The sequence below is a fragment of the Leclercia sp. LSNIH8 genome (genome assembly GCF_002920195.1).
Lineage (GTDB): Bacteria > Pseudomonadota > Gammaproteobacteria > Enterobacterales > Enterobacteriaceae > Enterobacter.
Genome location: NZ_PQJY01000001.1, coordinates 838,166 through 852,452, shown reverse-complemented (window position 1 = coordinate 852,452; position 14,287 = coordinate 838,166). Strand labels below are relative to the sequence as shown.

At 57.2% G+C, this 14,287-nt stretch carries 18 protein-coding genes; 8 read left to right on the top strand and 10 right to left on the bottom strand.

Annotation, left to right across the window (positions count from 1 at the left end; all coding sequences use genetic code 11):
- Nucleotides 1-53 precede the first annotated feature (53 nt).
- The 6 genes from flgG to flgB are packed head-to-tail and all read right to left on the bottom strand — an operon-like array spanning nt 54 to nt 4,452.
- Entirely contained in the window at nt 54-836 is a 783-nt protein-coding gene (gene flgG, locus C3406_RS04225) for a flagellar basal-body rod protein FlgG (RefSeq protein WP_032617536.1), read from the bottom strand.
- 11 nt (nt 837-847) lie between these two features.
- Nucleotides 848-1,603: a flagellar basal body rod protein FlgF gene (locus C3406_RS04220; RefSeq protein WP_103179079.1), complete on the bottom strand. Its 756-nt coding sequence runs from the start codon at nt 1,601-1,603 to the stop codon at nt 848-850.
- A 20-nt stretch (nt 1,604-1,623) separates the two neighbouring features.
- Nucleotides 1,624-2,886 carry a flagellar hook protein FlgE gene (gene flgE / locus C3406_RS04215; RefSeq protein ID WP_103823702.1) on the bottom strand — a complete coding sequence of 421 codons (1,263 nt, stop codon included), beginning with the start codon at nt 2,884-2,886 and terminating at the stop codon, nt 1,624-1,626.
- Between the two features lie 26 nt (nt 2,887-2,912).
- Nucleotides 2,913-3,617 carry a flagellar hook assembly protein FlgD gene (gene flgD, locus C3406_RS04210; RefSeq protein ID WP_103823701.1) on the bottom strand — a complete coding sequence of 235 codons (705 nt, stop codon included), beginning with the start codon at nt 3,615-3,617 and terminating at the stop codon, nt 2,913-2,915.
- Nucleotides 3,618-3,628: 11 nt separating this feature from the next.
- Nucleotides 3,629-4,033, bottom strand: a complete 405-nt coding sequence (gene flgC / locus C3406_RS04205) for a flagellar basal body rod protein FlgC (RefSeq protein WP_103823700.1) — start codon at nt 4,031-4,033, stop codon at nt 3,629-3,631.
- A complete protein-coding gene (gene flgB / locus C3406_RS04200; RefSeq protein ID WP_103179075.1) occupies nt 4,033-4,452 on the bottom strand; it encodes a flagellar basal body rod protein FlgB in 420 nt (139 codons plus the stop codon). The genes flgC and flgB overlap by 1 nt, the downstream gene beginning before the upstream one ends.
- 160 nt (nt 4,453-4,612) lie before the next feature.
- Between flgB and flgA the strand changes: the two genes are divergently transcribed.
- The 3 genes from flgA to flgN all read left to right on the top strand — a co-directional run bounded on the left by flgA (nt 4,613) and on the right by flgN (nt 6,081).
- The gene (gene flgA, locus C3406_RS04195; protein ID WP_103823699.1) at nt 4,613-5,269 is read left to right on the top strand and encodes a flagellar basal body P-ring formation chaperone FlgA; all 657 of its coding nucleotides are present in this window, start codon (nt 4,613-4,615) and stop codon (nt 5,267-5,269) included.
- Nucleotides 5,270-5,363: 94 nt separating this feature from the next.
- Entirely contained in the window at nt 5,364-5,651 is a 288-nt protein-coding gene (gene flgM, locus C3406_RS04190) for a flagellar biosynthesis anti-sigma factor FlgM (protein WP_103179073.1), read from the top strand.
- 7 nt (nt 5,652-5,658) lie between these two features.
- Nucleotides 5,659-6,081: a flagella biosynthesis chaperone FlgN gene (gene flgN, locus C3406_RS04185; protein WP_103179072.1), complete on the top strand. Its 423-nt coding sequence runs from the start codon at nt 5,659-5,661 to the stop codon at nt 6,079-6,081.
- A 55-nt stretch (nt 6,082-6,136) separates the two neighbouring features.
- Here the strand turns inward: flgN and murJ are convergent, their stop codons facing one another.
- The 4 genes from murJ to rimJ form a co-directional block, all read right to left on the bottom strand.
- A complete protein-coding gene (murJ, locus tag C3406_RS04180; RefSeq protein WP_103823698.1) occupies nt 6,137-7,672 on the bottom strand; it encodes a murein biosynthesis integral membrane protein MurJ in 1,536 nt (511 codons plus the stop codon).
- Between the two features lie 150 nt (nt 7,673-7,822).
- Nucleotides 7,823-8,746 (bottom strand): Gfo/Idh/MocA family protein, encoded by a 924-nt coding sequence (locus tag C3406_RS04175; RefSeq protein ID WP_103823697.1) that lies wholly within the window; start codon nt 8,744-8,746, stop codon nt 7,823-7,825.
- 2 nt (nt 8,747-8,748) lie between these two features.
- Entirely contained in the window at nt 8,749-9,399 is a 651-nt protein-coding gene (locus C3406_RS04170) for a YceH family protein (protein WP_103823696.1), read from the bottom strand.
- Between the two features lie 9 nt (nt 9,400-9,408).
- Nucleotides 9,409-9,993, bottom strand: a complete 585-nt coding sequence (gene rimJ / locus C3406_RS04165) for a ribosomal protein S5-alanine N-acetyltransferase (RefSeq protein ID WP_103179068.1) — start codon at nt 9,991-9,993, stop codon at nt 9,409-9,411.
- A gap of 358 nt (nt 9,994-10,351) precedes the next feature.
- Between rimJ and mdtH the strand changes: the two genes are divergently transcribed.
- From mdtH to bssS, 5 genes are all read left to right on the top strand, one after another.
- Nucleotides 10,352-11,560 (top strand): multidrug efflux MFS transporter MdtH, encoded by a 1,209-nt coding sequence (mdtH, locus tag C3406_RS04160; protein WP_103823695.1) that lies wholly within the window; start codon nt 10,352-10,354, stop codon nt 11,558-11,560.
- A gap of 119 nt (nt 11,561-11,679) precedes the next feature.
- Nucleotides 11,680-12,240, top strand: a complete 561-nt coding sequence (locus C3406_RS04155) for a lipoprotein (protein ID WP_103823694.1) — start codon at nt 11,680-11,682, stop codon at nt 12,238-12,240.
- Nucleotides 12,241-12,349: 109 nt separating this feature from the next.
- Nucleotides 12,350-13,396, top strand: coding sequence for a dihydroorotase (pyrC, locus tag C3406_RS04145; protein WP_103823693.1), 1,047 nt, complete (start codon nt 12,350-12,352; stop codon nt 13,394-13,396).
- A gap of 74 nt (nt 13,397-13,470) precedes the next feature.
- Nucleotides 13,471-13,716 carry a DNA damage-inducible protein I gene (dinI, locus tag C3406_RS04140; protein WP_103823692.1) on the top strand — a complete coding sequence of 82 codons (246 nt, stop codon included), beginning with the start codon at nt 13,471-13,473 and terminating at the stop codon, nt 13,714-13,716.
- A 273-nt stretch (nt 13,717-13,989) separates the two neighbouring features.
- A complete protein-coding gene (gene bssS, locus C3406_RS04135; protein WP_103179063.1) occupies nt 13,990-14,244 on the top strand; it encodes a biofilm formation regulator BssS in 255 nt (84 codons plus the stop codon).
- The last annotated feature ends 43 nt before the right edge of the window (nt 14,245-14,287 follow it).

Here is a 14,287-nt window from a genome sequence, read left to right as displayed (position 1 = left end):
TTCATCTTCGAAAACAGGGAGCCGGTGCGGCGTGAACCGCACCGGGCTACACCTTAGAGTTGCGTCAGTTTCTGCAGCATCTGGTCGGTCGTCGACACTGCTTTACTGTTAATTTCGTACGCGCGTTGAACCTGGATCATATTCACCAGCTCTTCCGCGACGTTGACGTTTGAGGTTTCCACATACCCCTGATAGAGCAGACCTGAACCGTTCAGACCCGGTGTGCTCTCGTTCGGCGCGCCGGAGGACTGGGTTTCGATGTACAGGTTCTCACCGATGCTTTCCAGACCGGTGTCGTTCATGAAGGTGGTCAGGTTGAGCTGGCCAACCTGCACCGGCGCGGCCTGGCCCTGCTGGGTCACGCTCACGATCCCGTCACGCCCGATGGTAATGCTCAGGGCGTTCGCCGGAATGGTGATCGCCGGCTGCACCTGGAAACCGCCCGCGGTCACCAGCTGGCCGTTCTGATCCACCTGGAACGAACCGTCACGGGTATAGGCAGAGGTCCCGTCCGGGAGCTGAACCTGGAAGAAACCCTGGCCCTTGATCGCTACGTCTTTGCTATTGTTGGTCTGGGAGAGGTTGCCCTGGCTGTGCAGACGTTCAGTCGCTACCGGGCGAACACCGGTACCAATCTGCAGACCGGAAGGCAGCGTAGTCTGTTCAGACGACTGCGCTCCTGGCTGGCGAATGGTTTGATAAAGCAAATCTTCGAAAACCGCACGCTGACGCTTAAACCCATTGGTGCTGACGTTCGCCAGGTTGTTGGCGATGACATCCATATTGGTTTGCTGCGCATCGAGGCCCGTTTTCGCGATCCATAAAGAACTGATCATAAGTAGTCCTGTTAACTCATTGACAGCAGTTGGTTGGCGCGACTGGCGTTTTCATCAACGCTGGAAATCACCTTCATCTGCATTTCAAAACGGCGGGCGCTGGCGATCATGTCGGTCATCGCGGTCACCGGCTTAACGTTACTGCCTTCCAGCACGCCAGACATGACGCGAATGGTCGGGTCAGCCTGTAACGTCGCGCCACGGGTGGCCTGCGCCGCCTGGGTCAGACGGAACATGCCGTCGTCGCCACGCTGCACTTCAAAACCTTCGGCTTTTACCAGCTTCAGGCGGCCAACCGGCGCGACGGTGTTCGGCGGATCGCCCGGGTTCAGGGCGGAGATGGTGCCGTCGGCCGCGATGGTGATCTCCGAGCCTTCCGGCACGGTGATCGGGCCACCTTCACCAATAACCGGACGTCCCTGGATGGTCAGTTGCCCGACCGCGTCCACCTGGATGTTCCCGTTACGGGTGTAGCCTTCGCCGCCGTCTGCGGTCTGAACCGCCAGCCAGCCGTCCTGCTGCAGCGCCACATCGAGCGGGCGCGAGGTGTAGTCCATCTGCCCGGGTGTCATATCGGCCCCCGGGGTGGAGGCGGTCACCAGCGTACGCGTCGGCAGGGAGAGCCCTTCCACCGGGACGGCGCGCATCGCATTGAGCTGCGCGCGAAAGCCCGGCGTCGAGGCGTTCGCCAGGTTGCTGGCGGTGACGGCCTGCTGATTGAGCGTCTGACTGGCGGCGCCCATCGCGGTATATATTGCGTGATCCATTAAGCTATCCCGTCAGCCACTTAGCGGAGGTTAACCAGCGTGTTGAGGATCTGATCCTGGGTTTTGATGGTCTGCGCGTTCGACTGATAGTTACGCTGCGCGACGATCATATTGACCAGCTCTTTACTCAGGTCGACGTTGGAGGCTTCCAGCGCGCCGTTGGTCAGGGTACCGAAGTTACCGGAACCTGCGGTGCCCAGCAGCGCCACCCCTGAAGACTGCGTGGCAGACCAGACGTTGTTCCCTTCTGACTGCAGACCTTCGTTGTTGGCGAAGTTTGCCAGTACGATCTGACCCAGCACCTGGTTCTGTTCGTTGGAGTAGTTACCTACCACGGTGCCGTCGTCGTTGATCTGATAGCTCACCAGGTCGCCCGGCTTGTAGCCGTTCTGGTTGGTCGCCACGATGTTGTTCGCCCCGGTGTTCTGCTGCATGGAGTTCAGGAAGCTCAGGGTGAAATCTATCGAGTCCGCGCCGCTCAGCGGATCGGTGGTCACGGTAATGGCTGGGTTGGCGTTTGGCGTCGCACTCAAAACACCGGCTGGGCTGTAGTTATAGATCCCTTCCAGGTTACCGTTGGGGTCGAAGCTCATCTGGGCAGATTTGGTGATCTGGCCGTTCGCGGCGCTACCGTCCTGGGTGTAGAGATCCCACTTGTTGTCCGCCGTTTTCACGTAGTAGACATACATGTTGTGGGCGTTACCCTGGTTGTCATAGACGGTGATGGTGCCTTTCTTGTTGAAGCTGTCTGAATCCGGGTTGGCACTGGTCACGTCAAACGGAATGGTTGGCACGCTGTCCGTGGAGTTCAGGTTGATCTGCTGCGCTGCTGTGGTGGTCGCTTTGGCGGCCATCAGATTGTTAGGAATGGTGATCGGCTGCGGGTTCGCGCCGGTCTGTACCGTTGGCGGGCTGCCAGCTGCCGGATAGCCGGTCACCTGCAGACCCTGCATGTTTACCAGGTTGCGGTTTTCGTCCAGGCTGAACTGGCCGTTACGGCTGTAATAGACGGAACCGTTGCTGTCGAGCATACGGAAGAAACCGTTCTGGCTGATCGCCACATCCAGACCACGACCGGTATTGGTGGTGGTACCATCGCTGAAGTCTTGGGTGATCCCGGCGACTTTTACGCCCAGACCGACTTTGGAACCGGCGAACATATCTGCGAACGACGCGCTACCAGACTTAAAGCCATAGGTCGCGGAGTTGGCAATGTTGTTACCAATGACGTCGAGGTTAGTGGCTGCAGCATTCAGGCCGCTGACCGCTTGTGAAAAGGCCATTTGTTACTCCTGATAAAGGTTAAGGCTTATATAATCTGCCGAACTTCGTCGAGCGTAGTTGTACCGTAAGTCCCCAGATCCAGCGTGTTACCGTTGCTGCTGCGGATCACACCCTGCACCATCGCGAACTGCAGTGGCTGGGCCACCAGCTGCGTACTGCCGCTGCTGGCGGAGATAGCAACGTTATACGAACCATTTGGCGCACTGCTGCCGTCGGTCATCGTGCCGTCCCAGGTAAAGGTATGAACACCGGCTTTCAGTTCGCCGATATCAATAGTGCGAACCACCGCACCGTTTCTGTCGGTGATGGTGGCGGTCACTTTATCGGCGCTCTGCTGCAGCTCAACACCAAACGGCGTGGTGGAGGTGGTGCTGGTGCCCTCGGTGCTGCTGCTGCCTGCCAGAATGGTGGAGCCCGGGATCATCACGCCATGCCCAATCAGCGTGCTGGCCTGCATCGACTGGCTGCTGTCGAGCTGCCCGGAAATAGAACCCAGCGTGGTGTTGAGTTTCTCGATGCCGCTCACCGTACTGATCTGCGCAAGCTGCGTGGTCAGTTCGTTGTTCTGCATCGGGTTGGTTGGATCCTGGTTTTTCAGCTGCGCGACCAACAGCGTCAGGAAGCTGCTTTGCAGATCGGACGCGTTGCTGCCGGTAAGCGAACTGTTGCCGGTAGTGCCGCTGACGCCTGTGGCACTCGACCTGTCATTTACATTGACTGCAATGGACATTGATCTCTCCTTTACTGGCCCAGAGTGAGCGTTTTAAGCATCATGCTCTTCACGGTGTTCAGTACTTCAACGTTGGCCTGGTAGCTGCGGGACGCTGACATGGTGTTCACTATCTCGCCCACCACATCCACGTTCGGCATTTTGACGTAGCCGTTGGCGTCCGCCAGCGGGTTGCCCGGCTCGTAGACCAGCTTGTCCGGTGCCTGGCTCTCAATTACGCTGGCGACTTTTACCCCGCCGGTTGCGGCGCCCGGTGCGGCATCGACCTGGAACACCACCTGTTTGGCGCGATAAGGTTGCCCGTCCGGACCCGCCACGCTGTCGGCGTTCGCCAGGTTACTGGCGGCGACGTTCAGTCGTTGCGATTGCGCGGTCAGGGCTGAACCCGCGATATCAAAGATATTGAGTAAGGCCATTAACCATTGCCTCCCTGCAGAACATTCATCATGCCTTTAATCTGCCCGCCGAGAACGGTCAGCCCCATCTGGTACTGCAGGCTGTTATCGGCGAACTGCGTACGCTCCCGGTCCATATCAACGGTGTTACCGTCCAGGGATGGCTGATCGGGAATGCGATAAAGTAAATCGATACTCGGGGTGGTCACGGTCTGTGCGGGAATGTGGCGTGCAGACGTCAGCGCAAGGGCGACACCGCTATTTTCGGCCCGACCGCGCTCCATCACTTTCTTTAATTCACTGGAAAAATCGATATCGCGCGCCTGAAACCCGGGGGTGTCGGCGTTAGCGATATTGGCGGCCAGAATCTCCTGACGCTGGGCGCGTAAATTGAGCGCTTCCTGCTGAAAACGTAGCGCGGCGTCGAGTTTATCGAGCATGTCTCCTCCGCTGATGGCAAAATTTCAGTGGATAGCTTAAATCTCACCCCGTCTACTTCATCGACGGAATAAGCACAAAATGCGTCGCTATTTATTGCGTTGATGACAAACCGCTACAGGTAGAATTCTGCTCATCATTAAACCGACGGTAACGGGCGATATGGCACTCAAACGTGGTTTCACCGCAACCCTGCTCCTCTGGAGCGCCCTCACGCAGGCGCAGGATCTTGACGCCCAGCTGACGGAATTTTTTGCCCAGCGGCTGGCGGGGTTCAGCGATGAGGTTTCGGTGCAGGTTCGCACACCCGCCAGCATGCGTCCTTCGTGCAAGACGCCTGCATTCAGCGTTCTCGGCAACACGAAGCTGTGGGGCAACGTCAGCGTTACCGCACGATGTGGCAATGAAAAACGATTTATACAGGTTGCAGTTCAGGCAACGGGCGATTATGTTGTCGCGTCCCGGAGTATCCCCCGGGGTGCCGCCCTGCAGCCGGACAGCGTGACGCTGAAGCGCGGCAGGCTGGATCAGCTTCCACCCCGGGCCATCCTGGATATTCATCAGGTGCAGAATGCCGTCAGCTTGCGCGATCTGGTGCCAGGGCAGCCTTTGCAGCTATCGATGCTGCGTCAATCATGGCGGATCAAAGCCGGGCAGCGGGTGATGGTTATCGCCAGCGGCGACGGCTTTAGCGTTAACGGTGAAGGCCAGGCGCTAAACAATGCGGCGGTTGCGCAAAACGCCCGGGTGAGAATGTCTTCGGGCCAGGTGGTGAGCGGAACGGTGGATCCTGATGGGAATATTCTGATTAACCTATAATCTTTTTAAAGATTATGCGGCGGCTGCCGATATAGAAGTAACTTAATGATGATGTCAGGCGCCAACGCCGCGAACCCTCGATGAGGACAACATAATGAGCATTGATCGTACATCGCCCCTGAAGCCGGTTAGCCCAGTTCAACCGCGCGAAATGAATGACACTGCCACTGCAAAGACTCGCCCGCAAAAATCGGCGACCGCCAACAGCACCAGCGTCACGCTGAGCGATGCCCAGGCGAAACTGATGCAGCCTGGTAGCAACGATATCAACATGGAGCGTGTTGAAGCGCTGAAAACCGCCATTCGCAATGGCGAGCTGAAAATGGATACCAGTAAAATCGCTGATGCGCTGATCCAGGATGCGCAAAGTTTCTTAGAGTAACCACTGTATGAGTCGTCTGACGGAAATAATGGATCAAATGACGGTCGTGTTGAACGACCTGAAAACGGTCATGGACGCCGAACAGCAGCAGCTCTCTGCCGGAAATGTTCATGGCAGCGCGCTGCAGCGCATTACAGAAGATAAAAGCTCACTGCTGGCCACGCTGGATTACCTTGAACAGCAGCGACGCAGCGAGCAATCCGCGCGCCATAGTGCAAATGATGATGTCGTCGAACGCTGGCAAACTATTACTGAAAAAACGCAGCATCTGCGCGATCTGAATCAGCACAACGGGTGGTTACTGGAAGGGCAAATCCTTCGTAACCAGCAGGCGCTTGCCGTGCTTAAGCCGCATCAGGAGACAGGACTGTATGGCGCCGATGGCCAGACAGCCAGCTCACGCAGCGGCGGAAAGAAAATTTCGATTTAATCAGGCGATAGCCGCAGAAATGGGGAGCACCGACAGGCGCTCCCCTTTTTTTGCGTTACGCCGTGCGGCGGGTAAACTCTTTCACCTTAAAGCCCAGCACCGCGAGGGTGGCGAAGTAGGCCACTACCCCCACCAGCACGACCGCCATCAGGCGCAGCAGACGATACGGCATGGCGCCCAGAGACCAGTCCGGCATTACGTAGAGCATCCCCACCAGCGCGGCCGCCATCACCAGCACCGCAATCACCAGACGCAGCAGGAAGCGCGACCAGCCCGGCTGCGGAGTAAAGATCTGCTGCTTACGCAGTTGCCAGTAGAGCAGCCCGGCGTTGAGACAGGCCGCCAGACCGATGGATAATGACAGACCGGCATGCTTCAACGGGCCGATAAACGCAAGGTTCATCACCTGGGTCATGATCAGCGTCACAATGGCGATCTTCACCGGGGTTTTGATGTCCTGGCGCGAATAGAAGCCCGGAGCCAGCACTTTCACCACGATAAGCCCTATCAGCCCGACGGAATAGGCTACCAGCGCTCGCTGGGTCATGGCGGCATCAAACGCGGAAAATTTCCCGTACTGGAACAGGGAGACGGTGAGTGGTTTCGCCAGGATCCCCAGCGCCACGGCGCTTGGCAGCGCCAGCAGGAAGCAAAGGCGTAACCCCCAGTCCATCAGGCGGCAATATTCATCATGATTGCCGCTGGCGAAACTGCGGGAGAGTGACGGCAGCAGGATCGTACCCAGCGCCACCCCCAGCACCCCGGAGGGAAACTCCATCAGGCGATCGGCGTAGTACATCCAGGATACCGACCCGGAGACGAGGAAGGAGGCGAAGATGGTGTTGATGATGAGTGAAATCTGGCTCACTGACACGCCAAGGATCGCCGGCCCCATCTGCTTCACCACCCGCATCGCGCCGGCATCGCGCAGGTTAATGCGCGGCAGCACCAGCATGCCGATTTTCTTCAGGTGCGGCAGTTGATACGCCAGCTGGAGCACGCCCCCCACCGTCACCGCCCAGGCCAACGCCAGTACTGGCGGATGGAAGTGCGGCGCGGCAAACAGCGCAAAGCCGATCATGCTGACGTTAAGGAAGGTCGGCGCAAAGGCCGGTACCGAGAAGCGGTTCCAGGTATTGAGGATGGCCCCGACCAGCGACGCCAGCGAGATCAGCAGAATATAAGGAAAGGTGATGCGCAGCAGCTGCGTGGTCAGGGCAAACTTGTCAGCGGTATCGGCAAAGCCGGGGGCGGTCACCATAATCACCCAGGGTGCTGCCAGCATCCCAATCACGGTGACGATGGCCAGCGCGAGGGTCAACAGCCCCGACACATACGCGACAAAGACCCTGGTGGCGTCTTCACCCTGCTTGCTTTTGTATTCCGCGAGGATAGGCACAAACGCCTGGGAAAAGGCGCCTTCGGCAAAAATTCGACGCAGCAGGTTGGGCAGTTTGAACGCGACAAAAAAGGCGTCAGTGGCCATCCCTGCGCCAAAGACCCGCGCCACAATGGCGTCGCGCGCAAAACCCAGCACGCGCGAAAACATGGTCATCGAGCTGACGGCGGCCAGCGATTTTAATAGGTTCATTAACGTGAGCTTCCACTACCTGAAACAAAACGCCTGCAAAGCAGGCGTAATTTCGCCGGGTATCGCTATGCGTACCCGGCCTGGAAAACGCAAAACGCGCCTAGTCTACTCGTAAAAACAGGAATTGCTATGGGCAGATGTTACAGAGGGTTATTCGCTCATGGCATCGCGCCAGAGCTTCTCCACGATGCGCTGGGCGCGGATCGCCTGTTCACCCGAGGTTTCAGGAACCGTCTGATTTTGCACGCATTCAATAAAGTGGCGCGCGCAGCCCGCAAAACCACGCTGCTCCAGGGTGCTCTGCCAGCCAGGAATAGCCGGCGTAACCACTCCAGCGCCCCGCTCTTCGCGCCACTCGCGCATATCGGTCACGTCCAGCAGCGCGCCGTCCGTTACCGCCTGGACCCACTCCCGCTGGCTGCCTGCCCGGCGGTGCATGGAGGTGGTGATCTGCATATTGCCCGTGCTGAAATGGTGCTCGGCATAGATCATCGCCCCCTGCTCGTTGGTTTGCAGCGTGCCGCCGGTGAGACGCGCATTATCTCCCGCCAGCCACAGCGCGGTGTCCACCACGTGCAGATAATCATCCAGCAGGGTAAAACGCAGATCGTTGGGGCCGACGCTGTCGGCGCGATGCTTATCCATGCGCAGCGATGCCGCCCCCTGAAGCCCGTTTTTCAGCTGCTGATAGAGCGGCGCAAAGCGACGGTTGAAACCGACCATCAGAGTGAGCTTCTTCTGCGCGGCGAGATCGACCAGGCGCTCGGCGTCGGCCAGATTATCCGCCAGCGGTTTATCAACACAGACATGCACCCCGGCATGCAGTAGCTCGCTAACCACCTGGTAATGGGTGGCGGTGGAAGTATGGACAAAGACCGCATCACAGGCGCGGGCCAGATCCTGCAACGACTCATAGTAAGGCATACGCAGCGATTCACAGATCCTGATCGCCTTATCCCGCGAGGGCGACCATGCCCCCTGCAATGTCCAGTCTGATGCGGCGCTCAGCACCGGCAGCCAGGCTTTCTGGGCGATCCCACCCAGCCCTACCACGCCCACACGTAATTTTGTCACCGTTAATCTCCCAGATGTGCCAGCAGCGAATCGAGGCGCTGCTTCAGTTCTTCGACTTCGTTTTCCAGCGCTTCAACGCGGGCCAGTAAGGTTTCGTCCGTGGCGGGAGCCGCTGCCTCAACGACGGCGGCGACGGTTTCAACTTCTCCGCTGAAAAGATGCATATAGCGGCTTTCACGCTTGCCGGGCTCGCGCGCCAGACGCAGGACAAACGGGCCATCTTCTCTTGCCGCCAGGCCTTCGAGGGTCTGCTCCACCTCCTGCATATCGGCGAATTCATGCATACGCGCCGCCCGGGTGCGCAGCTCGCCAGGGGTCTGCGCCCCGCGCAGCAGCAGGGTGGCGATCAGCGCCACTTCGGCGGAGTTTAGCTTCAGGGCGCCAAACTCGGAGTTGCAAAAACGCTGCTCATATTTGGTGACGCGATTGCCAAAGCCGCTGACGGTGCGCAGGTAGTGGCGTTTCACCAGTGCATCCAGCAGATCCTGTACCTCATGTTCGGCAAGGTTCATCACCGGTTCACGGTTGGTTTTTTGGTTGCAGGCCAGGGTGACCGCATTTACCGAGAGCGGATACTGCTCCGGCGTCGTGACCTGCTTCTCCAGCAGGCAGCCAATGACGCGCGCTTCTGTGGCGCTTAACTGGTATTTCATCTCTGTTCCTTAGCGCCCCGCGCTCCACTCTTTGGTTGTCAGCGCCGTCAGGACATGATCGCGCCATTCGCCGTCAATCAGCAGGTAATCTTTGGCGTAGCCTTCCTTTTCAAATCCGAGGCGCGCCAGCAGACCGCCGCTGCGCTGATTGTGTGGCATATAGTTGGCCATAATGCGGTGCATATGCTGGGTACGTTGCATATAGCGGATTGCCGAGGTCAGCGCCTCAAACATCAGCCCCTGCCCCTGCCATTTTTGCCCGATGGAGTACCCCAGATAGCAGGCATGAAACGAGCCCCGCACCACGTTAGAGAAGTTGGCGATGCCGATAATCTCTTTTTCATCGGGATCCAGCAGAGCAAAGTAGAACGCCGAGCCCTGCTTGTGAAACTCGGCGATCATGCTCAGCCGGGCCTGCCAGCCGGAAGGATAGCAGTGGCTCTCATCCCGCACGGGTTCCCAGGGTTTTAAAAACTGACGATTCTCAGCGTAGTAGTCCGCCAGACGCCAGGCATCACGCTCATGCACGAGGCGAACCACCAGCCGGTCGGTCGTCAGACGCACTTTCGGCACATTACTGCGATAGCCAAACATGGATACAACTCCTTCATGTTACAACCTTGACCCGTTAGCTTTACTATACCTGCGCCGCTGCCGTCTGGGAAAACAGCGACATACCATTTTGAAGACTTTTCACATTTTTCGATGAAAACCCTCAATCAAAGTGCCTTTTTGATAAAAAAATATTGTCGCCTGCGCAGTGGGAAAAAACCCGGCGAAACCGCAGAATATTAGCGCGCTCATTATCTTGATACCCTAAATAATTCGAGTTGCAGGAAGGCGGCGACGCAGCGAATCCCCTGGAGCTTACTCCGGTAAGTGACAGGGGTGAGCGAGGAGGCCAACGCACCGGCAACTTGAAGTATGACGGGTATATTTCCCTGGAGGGGAAATGTCCCATATCTCACAGGCCCGGAGCCTGGGTAAATATTTCCTGCTTGTTGATAACATGCTGGTTGTACTCGGCTTTTTTGTCGTATTTCCGCTCATCTCCATTCGCTTTGTGGATCAGATGGGCTGGGCAGCGTTGATGGTCGGCATTGCGCTGGGGCTGCGCCAGTTTGTCCAGCAGGGGCTAGGGGTGTTTGGCGGCGCGATTGCCGACCGCTTTGGTGCCAAACCGATGATTGTCACCGGCATGCTGCTGCGGGCGGCGGGTTTTGCCACCATGGCGATTGCCCATGAACCCTGGCTGCTATGGGTCTCCTGTATTGTCTCCGGGCTGGGCGGCACGCTGTTCGATCCGCCGCGCACGGCGCTCGTCGTGAAGCTGATCCGTCCCCGGCATCGCGGGCGTTTTTTCTCGCTGCTGATGATGCAGGACAGCGCGGGCGCGGTGGTGGGTGCGCTGCTGGGAAGCTGGCTGTTGCAGTACGATTTTCGGCTGGTCTGCGCCACGGGTGCAGTGCTTTTTATTCTGTGTGCGGCCTTTAACGCCTGGCTGCTGCCCGCCTGGAAGCTCTCTACCGTCAAAGCGCCGGTACGGGAGGGGCTCGATCGCGTCTGGCGCGACAAACGTTTTATCACCTATGTGCTGACCCTGGCGGGCTATTACATGCTCGGCGTACAGGTGATGCTGATGCTGCCGATCATGGTTAATGATATTGCCGGCTCGCCGGCGGCGGTGAAGTGGATGTACGCCATTGAGGCCTGCCTCTCCCTCACCCTGCTCTACCCTATTGCCCGCTGGAGCGAAAAACGCTTCCGCCTGGAGCATCGCCTGATGGCGGGCCTGCTGCTGATGTCCCTGAGCATGCTGCCCATTGGGATGGTGAGCTCCCTGCAACAGCTGTTTATGCTGATTTGCACCTTCTATATTGGCTCCATCATCGCCGAACCCGCCCGTGAAACGCTGAGCGCCGAGCTGGCCGATCCGCGTGCGCGAGGCAGCTATATGGGTTTTAGCCGTCTCGGTCTGGCGATTGGTGGCGCGCTGGGCTATGCCGGCGGCGGCTGGCTGTTCGATGCCGGGAAAGCCTTTAACCAGCCTGAATTGCCATGGATGATGCTGACGTTGATTGGGGTAACCACCTTCTTCGCGCTGGGCTGGCAGTTCAGCCACAAGCGCGCTGCACCCGGCGTGCTGGAGCCCGGAGCCTGACCGGGACTCAGGCACTATTCCTGTTCTTCGCCGTTATCAGTTTATTCTGCTGGTCTGAGGGACAGTCCCCTGACATACTGGCGCGTCAGGATTGAAGCGCCAGTATGTCGAGGAAAACCATGAAAAAGATTGTTATTGCCACTGCGTTGATCATCAGCGGTCTGCTGGTTGGTTGTAATCAGCTCACCCAGTACACGGTCAGTGAACAGGAGATCAACCAGGCCCTGCAGAAGCGCAATAACTTTGCGAAAGATATCGGAGTGCCCGGCGTCGCCGATGCGCATATCGTCCTGAGCAATCTTGCCAGCCAGATTGGCCGCGAAGAGCCAAACAAAGTGATGCTCTCCGGCGATGCCAGTCTGGATATGAATTCGCTGTTCGGCAGCCAGAAAGCCAATATCAAGCTGAAGTTAAAAGCGTTGCCGGTCTTCAATAAGGATCTGGGCGCCATCTACCTGCAACAGATGGAGATCACCGACGCTGTGGTCTCGCCGGAGAAGATGAAGCCGGTTCTGCAGACGCTGATGCCGTACCTGAACCAGTCCCTGCAAAACTACTTTAATCACCAGCCGGCTTATATCCTGAGCGAAGACAACAGCCAGGGCGAAGCACTGGCGAAAAAGTATGCAAAAGGTATCGAAGTGAAGCCGGGTGAGATTGTCATCCCCTTCGTCGATTAACCTGTGAGGCGCTTCGGCGCCTTTTTTTACAGAAAAGAGTGCAAACGAAAACGTTTCCCCCTATTCTTTGTGTCCGGCAAAAATCATCTCACTCAGCCGGAGCCTATCCATGACTGCACAATCCCAGGTTTTGAAAATCCGCCGCCCAGACGACTGGCATATCCATCTTCGCGATGGCGATATGCTGAAAACCGTCGTGCCGTATACCAGTGAAATTTATGGCCGCGCGATTGTCATGCCAAACCTGGTGCCGCCGGTCACCACGGTCGATGCGGCGATCGCCTATCGCCAGCGCATTCTTGATGCCGTGCCTGCCGGCCACGATTTTACCCCGCTGATGACCTGTTATCTGACCGACACGCTCGATCCGAATGAGATTGAGCGCGGCTTTAGCGAAGGGGTCTTTACCGCCGCCAAACTCTATCCGGCCAACGCCACCACCAACTCCAGCCACGGTGTCACCAGCATTGACGCGATTATGCCGGTGCTGGAGCGTATGGAAAAACTGGGGATGCCGCTGCTGGTGCACGGCGAAGTGACCCACGCCGACATCGACATTTTCGACCGTGAAGCCCGCTTCATCGAAACCGTGATGGAGCCGCTGCGCCAGCGCCTGCCGGGTCTGAAAGTGGTGTTTGAACACATCACCACCAAAGATGCCGCGGAGTACGTGCGTGATGGCAATGAGCTTCTGGCGGCCACCATCACCCCGCAGCACCTGATGTTCAACCGCAACCATATGCTGGTGGGTGGCGTGCGTCCGCACCTCTACTGCCTGCCGATCCTCAAACGCAATGTCCACCAGCAGGCGCTACGCGAACTGGTTGCCAGCGGCTTTGAGCGCGCCTTCCTCGGCACCGACTCCGCGCCCCATGCCCGTCATCGGAAAGAGGCCAGCTGCGGCTGTGCAGGCTGCTTTAACGCCCCGACCGCCCTTGCCAGCTACGCGCAGGTGTTTGACGAGATGAATGCCCTGCAACATTTTGAGGCGTTCAGCTCCCTGAACGGGCCGCGTTTCTATGGTCTGCCAGTGAATGAGAGCTTTGTTGAGCTGGTGCGCGAAGAGAGCAGCGTCGCGGAGTCTATCCCCCTGACCGACGACACCCTGATCCCCTTCCTCGCAGGTGAAACCGTTCAGTGGACGGTGAAGCGTTAAAAATTGTTTGCCCCCTGTTGTAAGTTCAATAATATAACTGTATAAATACACAGTATATGACACAGGGGGCAATTATGCGTATTGAAGTGACCATTGCCAGAACAACGCCTTTGCCTGCTGGTGCGCTGGATGCACTGGCGGGTGAATTATCCCGCCGTATAAACAACTCCTTTCCCGAACGCGAAGGTGCCGTCACCGTGCGTTATGCGGGGTCAAACAATCTCTCGGTCATCGGTGGCGCAAAAGATGATAAAGAGCGCATCAGCGAAATTTTACAGGAAACCTGGGAGAGCGCTGACGACTGGTTTATTACCGATTAAATTTCTCCTTCATTGTGTTTTTTTGCCGGGTCGCCCCGGCTTTTTTTCCTCTTTTCACGTCAAAAGCACGAATATTCTGACTGACTCTGTCAAAAATCATCGGCAAGGTGATGTTTTAATGTTCAAACAATCCTAAAACGCATAAATATTTTGGACTGCCTGTTTCTTTTTCCCTTCAGAAGCCTTATTTATTGATATACTGAAATTGCTTCAGAAAAACACGCATTGAACCTCACAGTCGTTATCTTTTTAACACGTATTCAGGGGGTTATGATGGAAAAGAATAATGAAGTCATCCAGACCCATCCGCTTGTAGGCTGGGATATCAGCACTGTAGATAGCTACGACGCACTGATGCTGCGTTTGCATTACCAGACCCCAAATCACCCTGACACCGAAGAAGCGGAAGTTGGGCAGACGTTGTGGTTAACCACAGATGTCGCACGTCAGTTTATTTCTATTCTAGAAGCCGGTATTGCAAAAATAGAATCCAGTGACTACCAGGAAAATGAGTACCGGCGACACTAGCGTCACGACACTTTTTCACCCAACAGGCACCTCACGGTGCCTC